The sequence below is a fragment of the Cupriavidus sp. OTU4054 genome, from assembly GCF_038440175.1.
Lineage (GTDB): Bacteria > Pseudomonadota > Gammaproteobacteria > Burkholderiales > Burkholderiaceae > Cupriavidus > Cupriavidus pauculus_D.
Map to the genome: position 1 here is coordinate 59,619 of NZ_JASATF010000025.1, position 20,791 is coordinate 80,409.

The following is a 20,791-nucleotide window of genomic DNA, read 5'->3' on the forward strand; positions in this document are numbered from 1 at the left end:
CGCATACGAGGTACGGTTATGGCGCATCGGGTGGCGGTTCTGGCCCGTTGCGGTGCAACGGGGCCTTCGCATAAACCCGGCCTTGAGGTTTTGGGATATCTGAATATAGTATACCGAACCACAAAAACAGACCGGAGCCCCCTTGTCCCCCGAAGTCGTGTCCGACCCTGTTCCGCCGCGCGTCGCGCAGGCGCCGCTTGCCGACTGCTGGGTGCCGGCGCATATCGCCGCCGCGCGGATGGCGAGCGGCGAGACCACCTCGATGGCGCTGACCGAGGCCTGCCACGCGGCATGGGCCGAGCGCAATCCGGCGGTCAATGCGATGGTGCTGGCCGATTTCGAAGCGGCGCGCGAAGCCGCTGCCGAGAGCGACGCCCGGCGACAGGCCGGACGCTCGCGCGGGCCGCTCGACGGATTGCCGTTTTCGATCAAGGAATCGTTCGACGTCGAGGGGTGGCCGACGACGTGCGGGGTACCCGCGCGCGCGGCCCATCGCGCCGCGGGAGACGCCGCGGTGGTCGAGCGCCTGCGCGCGCAAGGGGCTGTGCTGCTGGGCAAGACCAATGTGCCGCTGGGGTTGCGCGACTGGCAAAGCTATAACGCGATCTACGGCACCACGCGCAACCCGCACGATCCGTCGCGCACGCCGGGCGGTTCGTCCGGCGGCAGCGCGGCCGCGGTGTGCGCGGGCATGAGCTACTTCGACATCGGCTCGGACATCGGCTCGTCGCTGCGCAATCCCGCGCATTACTGCGGCGTGTTCTCGCACAAGAGCAGCCACGGCATCGTGCCATTGCGTGGCCACGGCAACGCGCCCGCGGGGTTTGCCGAACAGGACATCAACGTGGCGGGCCCGATTGCCCGCAGCGCCCGCGACCTCGAACTGGTCCTGCACGCGATTGCCGGCCCGGACAGTGCCGAGGCGTCTGCATGGCGCATGGACCTGCCGGCGTGCGGACACACGCGGCTGGCCGATTTCCGCGTCGCCGTGCTCCCCACCCATCCGCTTGCCGAGGCCGACGTCGCGGTGAGCGGGGCCATCGAGTCGCTCGGGCAAGACCTGGCGCGCGCCGGTGCGCGCGTGAGCTGGAACGTCCGGCCCGATTTCGATGCCGCGCACTTGTGGCACGTGTACGTGCTGCTGCTGCGCGCGACCACATCCGTCTATATGGACGACGCGGCGTTTGCCGATGCGCTGCTGCGCGCCAATGGCAGTGACCGCGCATCGAGCGACTACGCCACGCTGCAGTTCGCGGGCGCCGCGCTGAACCATCGGCAATGGCTGTTGCTGCAGCAGGCGCGCGAGGGGTTCGCGCGCGCATGGCACCGCTTCTTCGGCGAGTACGACGTGCTGCTGTGCCCAGCGGCCTCGACCACCGCGTTTCCGATCGACGAGCGCGGCGAGCCGTGGCAACGCACGATCACGGTCAACGGCCAGCCGCTGCCGCTCACGTCGCAACTGTTCTGGGCGGGCCATTCCGGCTTGTGCGGCCTGCCGTCCACGGTCGCGCCGATCGGGCCCGCGAGCGACGGCCTGCCCGTCGGCGTGCAGATCGTGGCGCGCCGCTATGGCGACCTGACGTCGCTGCGCTTCGCGCAATTGCTGGAAGACGCGGGCCATGCGTTCCGTCCGCCGCCGGCCTGAACATCATCGCTGAAAGACAAACAGGGGAGGGAGATCATGCTGGACTGGTTCAGGGAGTTGTCGCGCGCGGAGCGCAAAGGGTTCTACGGAGCGTTCCTGGGGCATGCGGTCGATGTGTTCGACTTCATGATCTATTCGTTCCTGATTTCCACACTGCTCGCGCAGTGGGGCATGAGCAAGTCGATGGCGGGGGCCATCGTCACGTGGACGCTGGTGTCGTCGCTCGTCGGGGCGATCGGCGCGGGCCTGCTGGCGGACCGGTTCGGGCGTGTGCGCGTGCTGCGCTGGACGATCCTCGTGTTCGCGGTGTCGTGTTTCCTGTGCGGCATCGCCAATTCGCCCGAGCAGCTGATGGCGTTCCGCATGCTGCAAGGACTCGGGTTTGGCGGCGAGTCGTCGCTGTGCATGGTGCTGGTGACGGAGCTGATCCGCAATCCGGCGCATCGCGGCAAGTATTCGGGCTTTACGGCCAGCAGCTACTCGTTCGGATGGGGCGGCGCGGCCATCGCGTACGCCATCACGTTCAACCTGTTCGAGCCCGAGGTGGCATGGCGCGTCTGCTTCTTCCTCGGCATCCTCCCCGCGCTGGTGGTCGTCTATCTGCGCCGCAACCTCGAGGAGCCCGAAGTCTTCCTCAAGAGCCGGGCCGAGCGCGGTAGCCGCGGGGGCAACGATTCGCCGATGGCGGACCTGTCGCGCGTGTTCCGGCGGCCGCTGCTGCGCAAGACCGTGCTGTGCAGCCTGCTGTCCGGCGGCATGCTGGGCGCCTACTATGCGATCGCCACGTGGCTGCCGACGTTCCTGAAGACCGAACGCGGGCTGTCGGTGTTCGGCACCAGTTCCTACCTGGCCGTGACGATCCTCGGTTCGCTGGTCGGCTATGTGGCCGGCGCCTATGCCACCGACCGCTGGGGCCGCCGCCTGACCTATATCGCGTTCGCGGCCGGCGCGTTCGTGATGGCGATGATCTACATGATCATCCCCGTCTCGAATACCTCGATGCTCTTCCTCGGGTTTCCGCTTGGCGTGCTGATGCAGGGGGTGTTCTCGGGCATCGGCGCGACGATCTCCGAGTCGTACCCGAGCGGCGTACGGGCCACCGGCTACGGCGTGGCGTACAACCTCGGCCGCGTGATCGGCTCGTTCTTCCCTTTGGCCGTAGGCTGGCTCAACAGCGGCCGGACGTCGCTGGCGCTGGCCATCGCCATGGTGGCGGGCGTGGGGTATGCGCTCGTGATGGTGTCGGCGGCGCTGCTGCCGGAGACGTCGGGGATCGACCTTGGCGAGGCCGGCGGCGGTGACGATGACCGCGACGCGCGCGACAAGCGCGAGAACCGCGATACGGTGGGGCCCGTCGCGGGCGCGCCGTCGCCGGTGACGCCGGCGGGAAAGCTCGCCTGACCGCTTTGACCTCGAAACAACACTCCCCGGGGCGCTTTTAAGTCGCTGCTTACCAGCGGGCGCCACGGGCCTATAATGGGGGCTCTCTGCCAACGGCCGCGCGTCCTGTGCGGCCGTTGGCCTTTCCGGTTTTCATCTCGCCATGACGCCCCGAATGTCGTCCCCCGTGTGGCAACGCCTCTGGCATCGCTTTGCCGAGGCCGAGCGCACGGGCTTCCTTGAAGGCGCGCGCTACTTCGCGCCCTCCCTTCCCGCGGTGTTCTCATGGGGTCTGGTCACCGGCGTGGCCATGAGCAAGTCGGTGCTGACGGTGCCCGAGGCCATCGGCATGTCGCTGCTGGTCTATGCCGGCTCCGCGCAACTGGCCGCGCTGCCGCTGTTCGCGGCGGGCTTGCCGATCTGGACCGTGTGGCTGACCGCGGCCGTGGTGAATCTCCGCTTCGTGATCTTCAGCGCGGCGCTGCAGCCGCACTTCAGCTACATGCCGCTCTGGCGCCGGACGCTCATGGGGTCGTTCAACGGCGACCTGCACTTCGTCTACTTTATGCAGCGCTATGGCAGCCAGATCGGTTACACGCCCGGCAAGGAAGGATTCTTCTGGGGGATGGCGCTGACCAACTTCACGATGTGGCAGACATCGTCGATCGTCGGCATCCTGCTCGCGAGCCTGTTCCCCGATAGCTGGGGCCTCGGCCTCGCGGGGACGATGGCGCTGATTCCGGTGATGATCGCGACGATCACCTCGCGCTCGACGATGCTGGCGGTGGTGGTGTCCTCGGTGCTCGCGCTGCTGTGCTTCGACCTGCCGTACCGCCTCAGCCTCGTGGTGGCCGTGGTCGGCGCGATCGCGGCGGGCATGGCCAGCGACGAACTCGCAAATCGCGCCACGCTGCGCGCGATTCGCCTCCGCAACCGCGCGCAGGGCGTGGGCAAGTCGGGAGAGTCGCGATGACGACGCCGCTGAGCCATACCGAAATCTGGATCGCGCTGGTCGGCATGGCGGCCGTGACGATCGTCACGCGCGCGCTGTTCCTGATGGCCGGCGAACGCGTGACGCTGCCCGATCGCATCCAGCGCGCGCTGCGCTATGCGCCGGCGGCCGCGCTCGCGGCAATCATCCTGCCCGACTTCCTGACGTTCGAGGGGCACTTCACGATCTCGCCCGCCAATGACCGCATGATGGCCGGCATCGCGGCCACGCTGTTTTATCTGGCCACGCGCCGCATGGTCGGGATGATCGCGGTCGGCATGGCCGTCTACACGGTGCTGCGGTTTATCGGCTGATTGTTTCCGCTGACTTCAGGCGGGGCCGGCGAGCACGCTGCCGAGCCGCGTGAGCAGGTGCGCGAGCTGTGCCTGCGTGCCCGTGCCGGTCTTCGTGAAGATCGACTTGAGCTGCGTGCGGCTGGTCTCGCGCTTGACGCCGAGTTGCGTGCAGGCTTCCGGCAGGCCGATGCCCGTCATCATCAGCGACGCCAGCCGCGACTCGGCCGGCGTGAGCGCGTACAGGTCGCGCAGGATCGTGGCCATCGTCAGGGGCGCGCCGCGGTTCTCGTGAATGGCCACGAGCGCCGCGTTGATTTCGCCGCCCGGCCGTACCGGCTGGATCACGATCTGCGCGGTACGGCCCTCGTGGCCGATGGCGTGAATCGCCTGCGGCGGCGAGGCGGTCTCGCAGACGAGCCGCAGCACGTCCGGCAGCGGCCGCGACAGGCGCCATCCCGATGCGCCCGCCACCCCCGGCGCCATGGCCGTGCTACCGCTGGTGCTGCCGCTGGTGCCGCTGGTGCCGTTGGTCCCGTTGGAATGCTGCGGCAATAGCCGGCGCGCCCAGGCCTCTCCGGCCGGGTTCGCGACGATCAGCGTGCCATTGCCGCGCGCCACCAGCACCGCATATTGCAGCCGCCCGATGACGTCGATGGAGGCGCGCAGCGCGAGCGCCTCGGACTGCGCGCGCTGGCACAGGGCCATGGCCTGCCGCAGATGCGGAACGGCCCAGTCGAGCGCCTGCGCGTCGGCCGTATCGTAAGGGGGCTGCTCGAGGCGCCGCTGCAGGCAAAGGTAGATCTCGCGACGCGGATTGCGATCGACGAGGCAGGTCATGAAGGGCGGAACCGGCGCATTGCCGAACATCTGTGCCACGCCCGACGGGCGCCGGATGCCGATCTGCCATTGCCCCACGGCCAGCGGACCGGCCAGGCCCATGCGCGGGTCACGCGGCGGGCTGAGCGGCGGTGGGCTGACCGGCTCGACCTCCCCCAATTCCGAATGCGCGATCTCTTCCACGCGAGCGTGCGCGTTGACGTGCTCCACGATGACGATGGAGGCCCGCACGCTGTCGCTCTTGGTGCAGAGCGACTTCAGGCTGCGACGCCATGCCGTGCGGTCTAGCATCCCCTCGTAGAGGCCACGGATCGTCTCATGCATGGCCATCTCCCCGGGTACCGATTGCTGTACGAGTCTTTGCCGCCCCGGCGTTGTCGTCGATACGCTGCGCCGCTTTCCCCCTGCCCCCGTGCGCAGGTTGCCGTCTCTTTTGCGTCCGTCTGTTTTACGTCCCTTACCGGGCGGCATCCCACTTGTCTGACATTGCAGACGTTTTGGATACATTTCTTGCTACAGTACTCGAACTGCCTCTGCGGGGGCAACGCCGGTTACCCCCGCCTGCGGGGGGGATATGGCAGAAATGCGACGAACTATCAAATCCGGATCTGACGACGATCTGGTTGCGGCGGGAACGTCGGTCGCGTCAGAGTTCCTGCCAACGCGCAATTCCGCAACGGCGATCAGGTAAAATGCCGGTTTCCCCGACTGTTCCCGCCGCATATCGCCATGACCTCTGTCCTGCGTCTTTCCGATCTCATTTCCGAAGGCAAAATCTCCGGCAAACGCGTATTCATCCGCGCAGACCTGAACGTGCCGCAGGATGACGCGGGCCATATCACGGAAGACACGCGCATCCGCGCGTCCGTGCCGGCCATCGAGGCCTGCCTCGCGGCCGGGGCCGCCGTGATGGTCACGTCGCACCTGGGCCGCCCGACCGAAGGCGAACTCAAGCCCGAGGATTCGCTGGCGCCGATCGCCACCCGTCTGTCCGAACTGCTCGGCAAGCCGGTGCCGCTGGTGCAGAACTGGGTCGATGGCGTGCAGGTGGCGCCGGGCCAGGTGGTGCTGCTCGAGAACTGCCGCGTGAACAAGGGCGAGAAGAAGAACAGCGACGAGCTCGCGCAGAAGATGGCGCGTCTGTGCGACGTCTACGTAAACGACGCGTTCGGCACGGCGCACCGCGCCGAGGCCACGACGCATGGGATCGCGAAGTTCGCGCCCATCGCATGCGCGGGTCCGCTGCTGGCGGCCGAGATCGACGCGCTGGGCCGCGCGCTGGGCCAGCCGGCCCGTCCGCTCGTGGCGATCGTCGCGGGCTCCAAGGTTTCCACCAAGCTGACCATCCTGAAGTCGCTCGCCGACAAGGTCGATCAGCTTATCGTCGGCGGCGGTATCGCCAATACGTTCATGCTGGCCGCTGGCCTGAAGATCGGCAAGTCGCTGGCCGAGGCCGACCTCGTCGCCGACGCCAGGACCATCATCGACATCATGGCCGCGCGCGGCGCGTCGGTGCCGATTCCGGTCGATGTGGTCTGCGCGAAGGAATTCAGCGCCACCGCGACCGCGACGGTCAAGGACGTCAAGGATGTGGCCGACGACGACATGATTCTCGACATCGGCCCGAAGACGGCCACGCAACTGGCGGATCAGCTCAAGGCCGCCGGCACGATCGTCTGGAACGGTCCGGTCGGCGTGTTCGAGTTCGACCAGTTCGGCAACGGTACGAAGGTCCTCGCACAGGCGATCGCCGACTCCAGCGCCTTCTCGATCGCCGGCGGCGGCGACACGCTGGCCGCGATCGCCAAGTACGGCATTGCCGATCGCATCGGCTATATCTCCACCGGTGGCGGCGCGTTCCTCGAGTTCCTCGAGGGCAAGAAGCTGCCCGCATTCGAAGTGCTGGAACAGCGCGCGGCAGGCTGACCAACGTCTCCCGAAGAACGCCCCCCACGAAAACCCCCGACAGAAGGAGTTGCCCGCATGACCCGCATGACCAAGATCGTCGCAACGATCGGCCCGGCCTCGAGCACGCTCGAAATGCTGACGCGCATGATCGCTGCAGGCGTCGACGTGGTACGCCTCAATTTCTCTCACGGCACCGCGCAGGACCATATCGACCGTGCCGCGCTCGTCCGCGAGGCGGCGAAGGCGTGCTCGCGCGAAGTCGCGATCATGTGCGACCTGCAGGGCCCGAAGATCCGTGTCGGCAAGTTCGAGCACGGCAAGGTCACGCTGAAGCCGGGCGACGCGTTCGTCCTCGACGCGACCTGCGAGCTCGGCAATCAGGAGCGCGTGGGGCTGGACTACCGCGACCTGCCGCGCGACGTCGGTCCCGGCGATGTGCTGCTGCTCAATGACGGGCTGATCGTGCTCGTGGTCGATCGCGTGTTCGGCCCGGAGATCTTCACCACGGTGAAGATCGGCGGCGACCTGTCGAACAACAAGGGCATCAACCGCCAGGGCGGCGGGCTGTCGGCGCCGGCGCTGACCGCGAAGGACATGGAGGACATCAAGACCGCCATGGCGCTCGGCGCGGATTATGTCGCGGTGAGCTTTCCCAAGAACGCCACCGATATGGAAATGGCGCGCCAGCTGGCGGCCGTCGCGGGCCAGCCGCATGGCCACAAGACGCGCATGATCGCGAAGATCGAGCGCGCGGAAGCCATCCGCCCGGGCGTGCTCGAGGAAATCCTGCAGGCGTCCGATGGCATCATGGTCGCGCGTGGCGACCTGGCCGTGGAAGTGGGCAACGCCGCGGTCCCGGCGCTGCAGAAGCGCATGATCAAGCTTGCGCGCGAGGCCAACAAGCTGACCATCACCGCCACGCAGATGATGGAAAGCATGATCGTGAACCCGGTGCCGACGCGCGCCGAGGTGTCGGACGTGGCCAATGCGGTGCTGGACGGGACCGATGCGGTCATGACGTCGGCGGAAACGGCCGCGGGCCGCTACCCCGTGGAAACGGTCGAGGCAATGGCCGCGATCTGCCTCGAGGCCGAGAAATCCGAGGTGGTGCAGCTCGATACCGATTTCCTGAATCAGACATTCTCGCGCATCGATCAGTCGATTGCGATGGGTGCGCTGTTCACCGCCTATCATCTTGGAGTGAAGGCCATTGCCGCGCTGACCGATTCCGGTGCGACGGCATTGTGGATGAGCCGCCACCGGATCCATGTGCCGATCTACGCGATGACGCCGAACCTGGCCTCCCAGCGCAAGATGCAGCTATACCGCAACGTGGTGCCCCTGCCGCTGGAGTCGAGCACGGATCGCGATACCGCGCTGGAGCAGGCCGAGGCGCTGCTGCTGGCGCAGGGCGTGGTGCAGCGGGGCGACTTCATCGTGCTGACGGTCGGCGAGCCGATGGGCCAGGCGGGTGGGACGAATACGCTAAAGATCGTGCGCGTAGGGAGTTGACCGACAACGCGTGTGTGCCCCGCCGGACAGACGGCCGGGCCCGCGTGTGCGAGCCTCCCGAGGCCCGGAAAGCATGCATACCGGAACCAATACCGGAACGAATACAGAAACAATTTTTTATTCAGGAGTTTGAGATGCCACTCGTTTCCATGCGCCAGCTGCTGGACCACGCCGCCGAGAACGGCTACGGTCTGCCCGCGTTCAACGTCAACAACCTCGAGCAGGTGCAGGCCATCATGCAGGCGGCCGACGAGGTCAACGCTCCGGTGATCATGCAGGCATCGGCAGGCGCGCGCAAATACGCGGGCGAGCACTTCCTGCGGCATCTGATCGAAGCGGCCGTGGAAGCGTATCCGCATATCCCGGTGGTGATGCACCAGGATCACGGCCAGTCGCCGGCGATCTGCCAGGCCGCCATCGACCTGAATTTCTCGTCCGTGATGATGGACGGCTCGCTGCGCGAAGACGGCAAGACGCCGGCCGACTACGAGTACAACGTGGACGTGACCCGCAAGGTCGTGCAGATGGCCCACGCGCTGGGCGTGACCGTCGAAGGCGAACTGGGCTGCCTGGGCTCGCTGGAAACCGGTGAAGCGGGCGAGGAAGACGGCATCGGCGCCGAAGGCAAGCTCGACCATTCGATGCTGCTGACGGATCCCGAGCAGGCCGCCGACTTCGTCAAGGCCACGCAGCTGGACGCGCTGGCCATCGCGATCGGTACCTCGCACGGCGCGTACAAGTTCACGCGCAAGCCCACGGGCGACATCCTCGCCATCAGCCGCATCAAGGAAATCCACGCGCGCATTCCGAACACCCACCTCGTGATGCACGGATCGTCGTCGGTGCCGCAGGAACTGCTCGAGGAAATTCGCCAGTTCGGTGGCGACATGAAGGAAACGTATGGCGTGCCGGTCGAAGAGATCCAGGAAGCCATCAAGTACGGCGTGCGCAAGATCAACATCGACACCGACATCCGCCTGGCGATGACCGGCGCGATCCGCCGCTTCTTTGCGGAGAACCCGAGCAAGTTCGACCCGCGCGAATACCTGAAGCCCGCGCGCGAAGCCGCCAAGCAGGTCTGCAAGGCGCGCTACGTGGCGTTCGGCTGTGAAGGCCAGGCCAGCAAGATCAAGGCGGTTTCGCTGACCGACATCGCCCAGCAGTACAAGTCGGGCAAGCTGTCGCAAGTCGTGCAGTAATACGCCCGATGCCCTCCCCCTCCGGGGAGGGCAGTTTTACGTTTACGTTTCTCAGTTCTTCCACCATGTCCGAAGCCCTCTACGATTCCTCCATTCAATCCCTGCCGCTGCTCGGCCGCGGCAAGGTGCGCGACAACTATGCCGTCGGCGACGACAAGCTGCTGATCGTCACGACGGACCGCCTGTCCGCGTTCGATGTGATCATGGGGGAGCCGATCCCGGCCAAGGGCCGCGTGCTGAACCAGATGGCCAACTTCTGGTTCAAGCGCCTCGCGCACATCGTGCCGAACCACGAGACCGGCGTGTCCGCCGAGAGCGTCGTGGCGCCGGACGAAGTGGCGCAGGTGCGGGGCCGCGCGGTGGTGGTCAAGCGCCTGAAGCCGATCCTCGTCGAGGCCGTGGTGCGCGGCTACCTCGCCGGTAGCGGCTGGAAGGACTACCAGGCGACGGGCAAGGTGTGCGGCATCGCGCTGCCGGCCGGCCTGCAGAACGCGCAGAAGCTGCCCGAGCCGATCTTCACGCCGGCCGCCAAGGCGGAGATGGGCGAGCACGACGAGAACATCTCGTTCGACGAAGTCGAGCAGCGCATCGGCAAGGAACTGGCCGCGAAGATGCGCGATATCTCGATTCGCCTGTACAAGGAAGCGGCCGAGTTCGCGGCCACGCGCGGCATCATCATCGCCGATACCAAGTTCGAGTTCGGCCTGGACGAGAACGGCACGCTGACGCTGATGGACGAGGTGCTGACCGCCGACTCCTCGCGCTTCTGGCCCGCCGATTCGTATCAGGTCGGCACCAATCCCCCGTCGTTCGACAAGCAGTTCGTGCGCGACTGGCTGGAAGCCGTGCGCATCGACGGCAAGCCGTGGCCGAAGACCGCGCCGGCGCCGAAGCTGCCGGACGACGTCGTGCAGAAGACCGCCGACAAGTACAAGGAAGCGCTGACGCGCCTGACCGGCGAAGCGCTGCAATAATCGACGACGGATCTCGCAACATGAGCAACGAAGCAAACAAGCCCGTGGTGGGCGTCGTCATGGGCAGCAGTTCCGACTGGGACGTGATGCAGCACGCCGTGGCCATGCTCAAGGATTTCGGCGTACCGTTCGAGGCGCAGGTGGTATCCGCGCACCGGATGGCCGACGACATGTTCCGGTATGCGGAGACCGCGCGCGGCCGCGGCATTCGCGCGATCATCGCGGGCGCCGGCGGTGCCGCGCATCTGCCCGGCATGATCGCCGCCAAGACGATCGTGCCGGTGTTCGGCGTGCCCGTGCCGTCGAAGTACCTGCGTGGCGAGGATTCGCTGCTGTCGATCGTGCAGATGCCGAAGGGCGTGCCCGTGGCGACGTTCGCGATCGGCGAGGCCGGCGCGGCCAACGCGGCGCTGCATGCGATAGCGACGCTCGCGACCACGGACGCGGCGCTGGCCGACGCGCTGGAAGCGTTCCGCGCGAAGCAGACCGAGGCCGCGCGGGCCATGAAGCTGCCCGTCTGAGTCCGATCCGCGCGTTCCGCGGCCGCGTTGGCCGCCTGTTTCAAGCTGCCTGTTTTAGCTGCTCTTTCCTGTTCTACGCATGCCGACCGATATCCATCCTTACCTGTCCGAAGCCCATACGCCCGAGTCGCGCGCCGAGTTCGGCGTCGATCAGCCCGGTGCGCCGATTCTGCCGGGTGCCTGGCTTGGCATGCTGGGCGGCGGGCAGCTCGGCCGCATGTTCACGCACGCGGCGCAGTCGATGGGCTATCGCGTCTGCGTGCTCGATCCCGATCAGGACAGCCCGGCAGGCATCGTGGCCGACCGTCATATCTGCGCGCCGTACACCGACGAGGCGGCGCTCAACGAGATGGCGAAGCTTTGCCAGGCCGTGAGCACCGAGTTCGAGAACGTGCCGTCGATGTCGCTGGACCGCCTGGAGCAACTGGGTGCGTTCGTGGCGCCGCGCGGCTATTGCGTGTCGATTGCGCAGAACCGCATCGGCGAGAAGAAGTTCTTTGCGTCGTGTGCCGAGCGCACGGGCGTGCCCACCGCGCCGCACTGGGTCATCCAGCACGATGCGGACGTCGATCAGGTGCCCGAGGCGCTGCTGCCCGGCATTCTGAAGACCGCGCGCATGGGCTACGACGGCAAGGGCCAGGCGCGTGTGAAGACGCGCGAGGACGTCCGGGCCGCGTGGCGCGCGATGCAGCATGTGCCGTGCGTGCTCGAGCAGATGCTGCCGCTGGCCTACGAAGTGTCCGTGCTGGCCGCACGCGCCGCGGACGGTTCTACCGCGACGTGGCCGCTGGCCGAGAACGTCCATCGCGACGGCATCCTGTTCTCGACGACGATGCCGTCGTCGAGCGTGTCCGACGATATCGCCGATCGCGCGCGTGCCGCGGCGGCGATCATCGCGACCGAGATGGGTTACGTCGGCGTGCTGTGCATCGAGTTCTTCGTGCTGACCGATGGCTCGCTCGTGGCCAACGAGATGGCACCGCGCCCGCACAATTCGGGTCACATCACGATGGATGCCTGCGAGACCAGCCAGTTCGAGCAGCAGGTTCGCGCGATGGCGCGCATGCCGCTGGGCAGCACGCGCCAGCATTCGGCCGGCAAGATGCTGAACCTGCTGGGCGACGCGTGGTTCGAGTTCGGCCTCGAGCGCACGCCCGCGTGGGATCAGGTCATCGCGCAGCCCGGCGCCAAGCTCCACCTCTATGGCAAGAGCGATGCGCGCCCCGCGCGCAAGATGGGCCATGTGAATTGCGTCGGTGATGCGGCCGCTGCAGCCGATGCGGCGTTCGTCGCGGCCGCCCAGGCGCTGCATATTCCGCTCTGAGTCTTTTCATGTCCTCACGCATGCCCACGGCCGCCGAGCTCGACGAAGCGGTTCGCCTGCTCGAAGCGGGACAGCTGGTCGCGTTTCCGACCGAGACCGTCTATGGGCTCGGTGCCGACGCCGAGAATCCCGAGGCCGTTGCCCGCATCTTCGCCGCCAAGGGCCGTCCGTCGAATCATCCCGTGATCGTGCATGTGGTCGATGGCGGCGACGTCAGCTACTGGGCCGACTCGGTGCCCGAGGCGGCGCAGAAGCTGATCGATGCGTTCTGGCCGGGACCGCTGACGCTGATTCTCAAGCGTGCCGCGCATATTCCGGCCGCCGTGGCCGGCGGGCAGGACAGTCTTGGACTGCGTTGCCCGTCGCATCCGGTCGCGCAGGCGCTGCTGTCGCGTTTCCGGCGGGGTCGCGGCGGCATCGCGGCGCCTTCGGCGAACAAGTTCGGGCAGGTGAGTCCGACCACCGCGCAGCATGTGCGGGACGAGTTCGGCGATGCGGTCTATGTGCTGGAAGGCGATGGGGTCGATGTCGGCATCGAGTCGACGATCGTCGATCTGTCGCGGCTCGATCAGGGCGTCGGCCCCGTGTTGCTGCGGCCCGGTGCGATCACCCCGGCGATGATGGAAGCCGTGCTGGGCACCGCGCCGTTGCCGCCCGATGCGGCCGCGCCGCGGGCATCGGGCACGCTGCGCGCCCACTACGCGCCGCGCACGGCGCTGGTGCTGGCCGATGCGTCCGCGCTGCCGGCCTACCTGGCCGCGCTGCCGGCCGATGGGCGGCTGGCGTTCGTTGGACGCGAGGCGCCTTCGGGTCTGGACGCACGCTGCGCGTTCGTGGCGGCGCCGGCTACGCCGGAGGCCTATGCGCGCGAGCTCTATCGCCTGCTGCGCCGGCTCGACAAGGAAGGGTTCGGCCGGCTCGTGTTCGAGCCGGTGCCGGCCGGGCACGAATGGGATGGCGTACGGGACCGCCTCGGCCGCGCCGCGGCGGCGTTCGAATAGCCGCCGCCTCCAGGTCGTCGGGTCCTCAGATCGTCAAGGCGCGCCGCGGTACACCCACTGCATCAGCGCGTCGTGCGCCTCCTGCGCGGCGGATGCGTTCGGGTGGTTGATGTAGGCCACCACCACATACCGGTCGCCGTTCAGCGCATCGACATAGCCCGCCAGCGCGCGCACATCCTGCAGCGTCCCCGTCTTCAGATACGCATTGCCCGCCGCGTTCGCGCGCGTGAGGCGGTTGCGCAGGGTGCCGTCCACGCCGAGGATCGGCAGCGAGTCGAGCAGGGCCGGGCCCACGTTGCTCGCGAGCGCCTGCTGCAGCAGGCGCGCCATGTCGTACGCGCTGATGCGCTCGTCGCGCGAGAGGCCCGAGCCGTTGTCGAGCACGAGGCTGCGCAGGTCCAGCCCCTGCTTCTGCAGCCAGCGCTGGATCACGGTTGCCGAACGCGCGGTGCTCGCGGGGCCGCCACGGTCGATTTCCGCACCGATGGTCAGGAACAGCTGGCGCGCCATCACGTTGTTCGAATACTTGTTGATATCGCGCACGATATCGCCGAGCGGCTCGCCATAGTGCCGCGCCAGCAGCACCGCGTTGCGCGGCACCGGGCCGCTGCGCACGCCGGGCGCATGCGTGAACGTTCCGCCCGCGAGCTGCCATTCGGCGACGAATCCACCCCAGATGAAATCGCTGTGCGACAGCGTCGCGAGGTTGATCACATGTTCGCCGCAATCGGTCGAATAGCTGCCGTCGAACGCGGCCACGACCGTGCCGTCCGGCTGCGGCATGATGGCCGGGTTCGCCCGCGTCCGCCAGTCGCCGCAACGGCCGTTCGTCAGCGCCAGCCGGTTGTCCACCCGCAGTTGCGCCAGCGAGGGCGTGACCGACACCGCCACCGAGCGGCTCGCCGGGTCCGGACTGATCGTGAAGGACAGCGTCTTGAACGCATACAGCAGCGCGTCCGGATTCACGTTGTACGCGCGCGTGGACTCGCCGTCGATCGTGCCGTTGCCATCGAGCCCATCCGCGAAGAAGCTGCGGTCGAGCACGAGGTCGCCATTGATATTGTTGACACCGGCGCGCCGCGCGGACGACACGAGCTTGGCCATCTCTTCGGGCACGAGCTTGGGATCGCCCCGGCCGCGCAGGTAGATATTGCCGTTGAGCGAACCGTCGACACCGGGCTGCGTGTCGGCATAGAGCGACGTCTGCCAGCGAAAGTCGGGCCCCAGCAATTGGAGTCCCGCAAACGTCGTCACGACCTTCATCGTCGAGGCCGGATTCATCGGCTGCTCGGCATTCCAGCTCGCGCGCGGCGCGGGCGCGCCAACCTTCACGACATAGAAGCTCGCGGCCGATAACGGCACGTTGGCGCGGCGTAATGCCGTGACGACGTTGGCCGGCAACCCGGCGCGCAGGGCGGCGGGATCGACGGTCTCCGCGGCGGCATGCTTTGCCGGCGCGGACGAAGAAGGGGAGGTGGACTTTGCCGCCGCGGCCGGTTTGGCCTTGGCGGTCTTGGCGTCCGCGGGGACGGTTGCGAGTCCGGCGGCAAGGCACGCCAGGAGCGCGGCGGCCGGAACGATGCGGGGCAGGGCATTGGGCATGGGCATGGCGGAGATGTTAACGCATGCCCAACGCGGTTCGGATGACGTGAAACGCTCGGTTACCGTGTCAATTCGACAGCGAAGTCGACCGCGCGCCGCTCACGGGGGCGGGCGCCTTCGGAATCGGGAACACGAGGTCGTAGGCCCAGTTGTAGATCAGCGCGTAGACCATGTAGAAGCCGGCCACCGCGATGTCCATGATGAACGCGTCGAACAGGCTGATGTCGAGGTACCACGCGACGGACGGCAGGAACACGATCAGCAGGCCGCCCTCGAACAGGATCGCGTGCAGCACGCGAATGGCCGGCGTCTTGTGGACGTCCCCGCGGACGCGGAGCATCGCCTTGTCGAACATCAGGTTGTAGACGTAGTTCCATGCGGCGGCGATCAGCGATGCCACCGCACCGATCAGGCCCATCTGGTGCAGCGCATAGCCGAACACCCAGCTGGCAAGCGGGGCGAAGGCCAACAGGCCGATCAACTCGAAACCGATCGCATGTCGGATCCGGTCTCCGGTAGTGCGCATGATCCTCTCCAGCAAAAACGACGATGGGACACAGTCTATCTGCTGGATTGATATTGCCAAGTTGGATACCATCGGTTTATCCGATAGATAGCAGGGAAGGAGGCGTATGAGTCTCTCCATCGACCAGTTGCAGGCCTTTGTCGCGGCGTCCGAAACGGGCTCGTTCTCGGCCGCCGCGCGCCGGCTCGGCAAGGCGCAGTCCGTGGTCAGCGCGGCCGTGGCCAACCTCGAGATCGACCTCGGCAATGCGCTGTTCGATCGCAGCGCGCGCTATCCCGTGCTCACGCCCGCGGGGGAGCGCCTGCTGGCCGAGGCGCGCGTGATCCTGGAACGCTGCGAACATTTCCGCGGCGTGGCCAAGAGCCTGGGGGAGGGCGTCGAGACGCGGCTCGTGCTGGCCGTGGACGAGCTGTATCCGGAAGAGATTCTCGGCGTGATGCTCGAGGAGTTCTCGCGGCAGTTTCCGGCGGTGGAGCTCGAACTGCTGTTTCCGCTGATGGAGGACGTGAGCCGGCTCGTGATGAGCCAGTGCGCGGACCTCGGCATCATGTGGCGGCAGGAGATTCTGCCGGCCGAACTCGCGTTTCATGCGCTCGGCTGGGTGCCGATGCCGATCCTCTGCGCGCCCGAGCATCCGCTCGCGCACCAGCCGCGCGTCGATTGGGAAGAGCTCAAGCGTTATCGCCAGCTGATGGTGGCCACGCGCAGCGACAGCGAAGAAAAGAAGCGCCTGCGCGTCGCGGCCGATGTCTGGTGGGTCGAGAGCCAGTGGGTCATCGTCGAACTGATCAAGCGCAATCTGGGCTGGGGATTCGTACCCTGGCACGTGGCCGCGAACTCGCCGGCCGCGGCACAACTGGTGTCACCGAAACTCGCGTTTCAGGAAAAGGACTGGCCCGTGGCGATGGAGCTCGTGTGGCACAAGCAGCGGCCGCTCGGCAAGGCGGCGACATGGCTGCGGGAGCGCGTGAAACGCGAGCCGTTGCCGGTTCCGGTCTCGGGCGGCGGATCGGCGCGGCGGTAGGAGGCAGCAATAAGGGGCGGCAATAAGGGGCGGCAATAAGGGGCACCGCCTATGCCGCCTGCGCCAGCGGCGCAAACGGAAACACCATCTCCACGCGCAGGCCGCCTTCCTCGCGGTTGACGAGGTTCAGGCGCCCGCCGCCCTGGCGGACCAGGCGATCGACGATCGCGAGTCCCAGCCCCGAGTGCGCGTTGCCGCCGCGCGCCGGATCCAGCCGCACGAACGGCAGCGTCACGCGGTCCATCGCATCGTCGGGAATGCCCGTGCCGTGATCCTCCACGGTCAGGCGCCAGCCTTCGTTCGTACGCGCGGTGGACACATGGACGGGCGGTGCGCCGTACGCATAGGCGTTATCGACGAGGTTGCCGACGATGCGGTCGAGCTGCGTCGCGATCATGCGGAAGCCGTCGCCCGCGGCGAGGTCGAGTTCGACGAAGCGGTCCTGCTCCGCCAGCGATGCCGCGAGTTCGGAAATGCGCTTCTCCACGGGCACGGGCCGCGCGGTGGGCTCGCTGCTCTGCGCGAAGGTCAGGAACTGCTCGACGATCGCCGACATCGACTCCACATCGCGCGTGACGCCCGCGGCGGCCTTCGGGTCGCTCAGCATCTCGGCGCGGAGCCGCAGCCGCGCGAGCGGGGTCTTCAGGTCGTGCGCGATGCCGGCGAGCATCGTGTTGCGCTCCTGGTCCGTGCGCACGAGGTCCGCGACCATGCGATTGAAACGCTCGATCAGCTGTCGCAGCTCATGCGGCCCGCGCTCGCGTAGCGGCGGCACCATCTCCTGCCGCGACAATCGCGCCGCGGCCTCGGCCATGTCGCGTACGGGCCGCTGGATCTGCCACGCGATCAGCAGCGCGAAGATCGTCGCCACGGCGACCACGAGGATGACGCCGGGCACGAGCCGGTTGTCGGGCGGGGGGTTGTGCACCCACAGGATCGGCATGGCGATCCACTGCGCGCGCGTCGGCAGCTTGACCCACAGCCGCGGCGTGGCTTCGTCCTCGATCCGCAACTCGCTGCCCTTCGGCAGGCGGCTGCCGAACTGTTCGATCAGCCGGCGCGGCCGGCCACCCTGCGGGACCGCCGACAATTCTTCCGCCCGCGTGTTGTCGCCGATCTCGACGAGGCTCGGCAACGGCAGCGGCGGCCGCGCATCGAGCGCGTGCTCGATGCTCTGCAGCTGGAACAGCATCTGTTCGACCGAATAGTCGACCTGCTGCTGGCGACGATCCATGCGAAGAATCGTCAGCCAGGAGAAATGGCTGATCATGAGCACCGCTGCAATCAGCAGTGCCATGCGTCCGAACAGGGTGTCAATCCTCAGCTTCATTGCTCAGCGTCTTTGGTGCGAAAGTCCTACTGCGGAATCTCTTCGGCCTCGTCGGGCACGAACGTATAGCCCCTGCCGCGCACGGTCTGGATATAGCGCGGGCGCTGCGCGTCCTCGTCCAGCAGCCGGCGCAGGCGCCAGATCTGCACATCGATGCCGCGGTCGCTGATGCCGCTCGCGGTGCCGTACATCAGCTCGACGATGCGCTCGCGCGACAGCACTTCCAGCGGATGCATGAGCAGCAGCTTGAGCAGCGCGAACTCGGTGTCGCTGATCGATACCGCCTGCCCGGTCCGGAGCAGCGAGCGCTGGCGGAAGTTCACGCGGAACGGGCCGAACGCGATCGACTCGCGGTCCTCGGGTGCAGCCGCGGGCCGGGCGAGCTTGCGGCGCAGGACCGCGTTGATGCGCGCGAGCAGCTCGCGCGGCGAGAACGGCTTGCCGAGGTAGTCGTCGGCGCCGATCTCGAGCCCGACGATACGGTCGATCTCGTCGCTGCGCGCGGTCAGCAGGATCACCGGAATATCGTCGTTCTTCGCACGCAGGTTGCGCAGCGCCGTCAGGCCATCGACCTTGGGCATCATGAGGTCCAGCACGATCAGCGCGGGCCGCTCGCGCTCGAGGCGCGCCTGCAGGCCGTCGCCGTCGTGCAGCACGGACACGGCAAAGCCCTGCGAGGTCAGGTACTCGCGCAGCAGGTCGCGAAGTTCGGGATCGTCGTCCACGACGAGGATCTGGGTGGGCTGGTTCGTTCGCATAGGCAAATGATAGTCAGGCTGGCGGCGTGGGAACGCGATTGGCGTCCGCGGTTTTGTTTCCGGAGGTTACACCCGGCCCGCTGGTAATCCGCTGTAATAAAAGAGCGGGTGCCAGAAACAGGCGCGGTCATCCCGGCACATTATGCTTCGTCCCAACGTGGCGATATTTTTCGCCACTGCCAATCGCGCGGCGCCTACCTGCCAGCCGCACCGGATCGATCGCCCTCCCGAACCTTGCCCCAGAGGAAAAACGGGACCCGAAAGGGAAGCCCCTCCATAGGCGGCCAGGGCGAATGGTCTTTCCGGTAGCGCGATTTGGCATACTTTGCCATTTCGCCCGCTGGCCGGCCCCCGGCCGCCGCGCGAATATCGTTGGCGTGCCCCATCCCGGGCGCGCCGTTCCCAGGATTCCGGATATGTCGCAACCCGAAAACGGTCAACCCTCCTCGCCACCCACCCCGCCCCGGGGGCCCTCGCCACAGCGCGGCGCGTCATCGCGCCGCACATGGATCGCGATCGCGGTCGTCGTGGTGCTGGCCGGTGCCGGCTGGTACTGGTGGCAGGGCCATCGCGCGGCGGCCGATGGCGCCGGGAGCCAGGCCGGGGCGAGCGGGGCCGCGGCGGGCGGCCGGCAGGCGCGCGGCCCGGGCGGGCCCGGTGGACCGGGCGCCAATATGCCGCGCTCTCCCGTAGTCGTGTCCACGGTCGCGCGCCGGGACATGGATGTCGTGCTCAACGGGCTGGGCAACGTGACCCCGCTGGCCAATGTGACCGTGCGCGCGCAGGTTTCCGGCCCGCTGCTGCGCGTATTGTTCAAGGAAGGCCAGATGGTCAAGGCCGGCGACGTGCTGGCCGAGATCGACCCGCGTCCGTTCCAGGCCACCTACGACCAGGCCGTGGGCCAGCTCGCGCGCGATCAGGCGCTGCTGCAGAATGCGCGGCTCGACCAGAAGCGCTACAAGACGCTGCTCCAGCAGGACTCGATCTCGAGCCAGCAGGTGGACACGCAGGACGCCCTCGTGCGCCAGTACGAAGGCACGGTCAAGACCGATCAGGGCAATGTGGACAACGCGCGGATCCAGTTGGGCTACACGCGCATCGTCGCGCCGGTGTCCGGCCGCATCGGCCTGCGCCAGGTGGACCCCGGCAATATCGTGAGCACCAGCGACACCAACGGCATCGCGCTGATCACGCAGATCACGCCCATCACCGTGCTGTACACGATTCCCGAGGACAACCTGCCGCAGGTGCTCCGGCAGCTCAATGCGGGCAAGAAGCTGCCCGTGCAGGCCTGGGATCGCCAGATGCGCACGCAGCTGGCCGAAGGCACGCTGCTGACGACCGACAACCAGATCGACGTCACCACCGGCACGGTCAAGCTCAAGGCGCAGTTCGAGAACAAGGACGGCATGCTGTTCCCGAACCAGTTCGTCAACGTGCGCACGCGCATCGATACGCTCGAGGACGCCACGGTCATTCCGGTGGCGGCCATCCAGCGCGGCCAGCAGGGCACGTTCGTGTACGTGGTCGATGAGGCCAGCACGGTCCATGTGGCGACGGTCACGCTCGGCGCCAGCGATGGCACGCGCACGGCGGTGACGAAGGGCCTGCAGCCCGGCCAGCGCGTGGTGATCGACGGCGCGGACCGCCTGAAGGAAGGCATGACGGTGGAGGCCGTGGATCCGGCCGCGCGCGCGGCACAACTGGTACCTGCGAGCCAGCCGCGCGGGCGCGGCCGCCACCGCGAGGGCAGCAACTGGGGCGGCGCGAGCGGCGCCGGCGCGAGCGGTGCCCATGCGCGCCGTGGCGACGGGGCGAGCGGTGCCAGCGCGCCGATGGCCGAGCCGCGCCGCCAGCGCGATGCGGATGCGGTCCCCGACCCGACCCGGAACACCCCCGCCAACCCCGCCGGCAACGTCGGCCAGCGCCCGCAGCAGTAAGCGGCGAAGGAATCGAGGAGCGG

The 20,791-nt window shown here is 67.5% G+C and carries 18 protein-coding genes; 13 read left to right on the forward strand and 5 right to left on the reverse strand.

Annotated features, from left to right (window positions below; all coding sequences use genetic code 11):
* Window positions 1-211 precede the first annotated feature (211 nt).
* The 4 genes from AAHB16_RS25125 (at window position 212) to AAHB16_RS25140 (ending at window position 4,330) form a co-directional block, all read left to right on the forward strand.
* Window positions 212-1,645, forward strand: coding sequence for an amidase (locus AAHB16_RS25125; protein WP_342052287.1), 1,434 nt, complete (start codon window positions 212-214; stop codon window positions 1,643-1,645).
* Window positions 1,646-1,681: 36 nt separating this feature from the next.
* Window positions 1,682-3,046: an MFS transporter gene (locus tag AAHB16_RS25130; protein ID WP_150372728.1), complete on the forward strand. Its 1,365-nt coding sequence runs from the start codon at window positions 1,682-1,684 to the stop codon at window positions 3,044-3,046.
* A 142-nt stretch (window positions 3,047-3,188) separates the two neighbouring features.
* Entirely contained in the window at window positions 3,189-3,998 is an 810-nt protein-coding gene (locus AAHB16_RS25135; RefSeq protein WP_223851316.1) for an AzlC family ABC transporter permease, read from the forward strand.
* 8 nt (window positions 3,999-4,006) lie between these two features.
* A complete protein-coding gene (locus tag AAHB16_RS25140) occupies window positions 4,007-4,330 on the forward strand; it encodes an AzlD domain-containing protein (protein WP_342052288.1) in 324 nt (107 codons plus the stop codon).
* 15 nt (window positions 4,331-4,345) lie between these two features.
* Here the strand turns inward: AAHB16_RS25140 and AAHB16_RS25145 are convergent, their stop codons facing one another.
* A complete protein-coding gene (locus AAHB16_RS25145; protein WP_342052273.1) occupies window positions 4,346-5,473 on the reverse strand; it encodes a helix-turn-helix transcriptional regulator in 1,128 nt (375 codons plus the stop codon).
* A gap of 405 nt (window positions 5,474-5,878) precedes the next feature.
* Between AAHB16_RS25145 and AAHB16_RS25150 the strand changes: the two genes are divergently transcribed.
* The 7 genes from AAHB16_RS25150 (at window position 5,879) to AAHB16_RS25180 (ending at window position 13,588) form a co-directional block, all read left to right on the forward strand.
* Window positions 5,879-7,075: a phosphoglycerate kinase gene (locus AAHB16_RS25150; RefSeq protein ID WP_342052274.1), complete on the forward strand. Its 1,197-nt coding sequence runs from the start codon at window positions 5,879-5,881 to the stop codon at window positions 7,073-7,075.
* A gap of 57 nt (window positions 7,076-7,132) precedes the next feature.
* Window positions 7,133-8,569: a pyruvate kinase gene (gene pyk, locus AAHB16_RS25155; RefSeq protein ID WP_150372725.1), complete on the forward strand. Its 1,437-nt coding sequence runs from the start codon at window positions 7,133-7,135 to the stop codon at window positions 8,567-8,569.
* 134 nt (window positions 8,570-8,703) lie between these two features.
* Window positions 8,704-9,768, forward strand: coding sequence for a class II fructose-bisphosphate aldolase (gene fba / locus AAHB16_RS25160; protein WP_109582002.1), 1,065 nt, complete (start codon window positions 8,704-8,706; stop codon window positions 9,766-9,768).
* 65 nt (window positions 9,769-9,833) lie between these two features.
* On the forward strand, window positions 9,834-10,742 hold the full coding sequence (locus tag AAHB16_RS25165) for a phosphoribosylaminoimidazolesuccinocarboxamide synthase (RefSeq protein WP_342052275.1): 909 nt from the start codon (window positions 9,834-9,836) through the stop codon (window positions 10,740-10,742).
* A 20-nt stretch (window positions 10,743-10,762) separates the two neighbouring features.
* On the forward strand, window positions 10,763-11,263 hold the full coding sequence (purE, locus tag AAHB16_RS25170) for a 5-(carboxyamino)imidazole ribonucleotide mutase (protein ID WP_150372723.1): 501 nt from the start codon (window positions 10,763-10,765) through the stop codon (window positions 11,261-11,263).
* 79 nt (window positions 11,264-11,342) lie between these two features.
* Window positions 11,343-12,587 carry a 5-(carboxyamino)imidazole ribonucleotide synthase gene (locus tag AAHB16_RS25175; RefSeq protein WP_150372722.1) on the forward strand — a complete coding sequence of 415 codons (1,245 nt, stop codon included), beginning with the start codon at window positions 11,343-11,345 and terminating at the stop codon, window positions 12,585-12,587.
* Between the two features lie 8 nt (window positions 12,588-12,595).
* The gene (locus AAHB16_RS25180) at window positions 12,596-13,588 is read left to right on the forward strand and encodes an L-threonylcarbamoyladenylate synthase (protein WP_150372721.1); all 993 of its coding nucleotides are present in this window, start codon (window positions 12,596-12,598) and stop codon (window positions 13,586-13,588) included.
* 33 nt (window positions 13,589-13,621) lie between these two features.
* Here the strand turns inward: AAHB16_RS25180 and dacB are convergent, their stop codons facing one another.
* Both dacB and AAHB16_RS25190 read right to left on the reverse strand, forming a co-directional pair.
* A complete protein-coding gene (gene dacB, locus AAHB16_RS25185) occupies window positions 13,622-15,205 on the reverse strand; it encodes a D-alanyl-D-alanine carboxypeptidase/D-alanyl-D-alanine endopeptidase (RefSeq protein WP_446718135.1) in 1,584 nt (527 codons plus the stop codon).
* A 52-nt stretch (window positions 15,206-15,257) separates the two neighbouring features.
* Window positions 15,258-15,716: a PACE efflux transporter gene (locus tag AAHB16_RS25190; RefSeq protein WP_150372719.1), complete on the reverse strand. Its 459-nt coding sequence runs from the start codon at window positions 15,714-15,716 to the stop codon at window positions 15,258-15,260.
* A gap of 106 nt (window positions 15,717-15,822) precedes the next feature.
* Between AAHB16_RS25190 and AAHB16_RS25195 the strand changes: the two genes are divergently transcribed.
* Window positions 15,823-16,740, forward strand: a complete 918-nt coding sequence (locus AAHB16_RS25195) for a LysR family transcriptional regulator (protein WP_150372718.1) — start codon at window positions 15,823-15,825, stop codon at window positions 16,738-16,740.
* A gap of 49 nt (window positions 16,741-16,789) precedes the next feature.
* Here the strand turns inward: AAHB16_RS25195 and AAHB16_RS25200 are convergent, their stop codons facing one another.
* Complete coding sequence (locus AAHB16_RS25200; protein WP_150372717.1) at window positions 16,790-18,070, reverse strand: ATP-binding protein; 1,281 nt, start codon at window positions 18,068-18,070, stop codon at window positions 16,790-16,792.
* A gap of 26 nt (window positions 18,071-18,096) precedes the next feature.
* Entirely contained in the window at window positions 18,097-18,828 is a 732-nt protein-coding gene (locus tag AAHB16_RS25205) for a response regulator (RefSeq protein ID WP_150372716.1), read from the reverse strand.
* Window positions 18,829-19,244: 416 nt separating this feature from the next.
* Here AAHB16_RS25205 and AAHB16_RS25210 point away from each other — a divergent pair, with 416 nt between their 5' ends.
* Window positions 19,245-20,768 (forward strand): MdtA/MuxA family multidrug efflux RND transporter periplasmic adaptor subunit, encoded by a 1,524-nt coding sequence (locus tag AAHB16_RS25210; protein WP_150372715.1) that lies wholly within the window; start codon window positions 19,245-19,247, stop codon window positions 20,766-20,768.
* Window positions 20,769-20,791 lie beyond the last annotated feature (23 nt).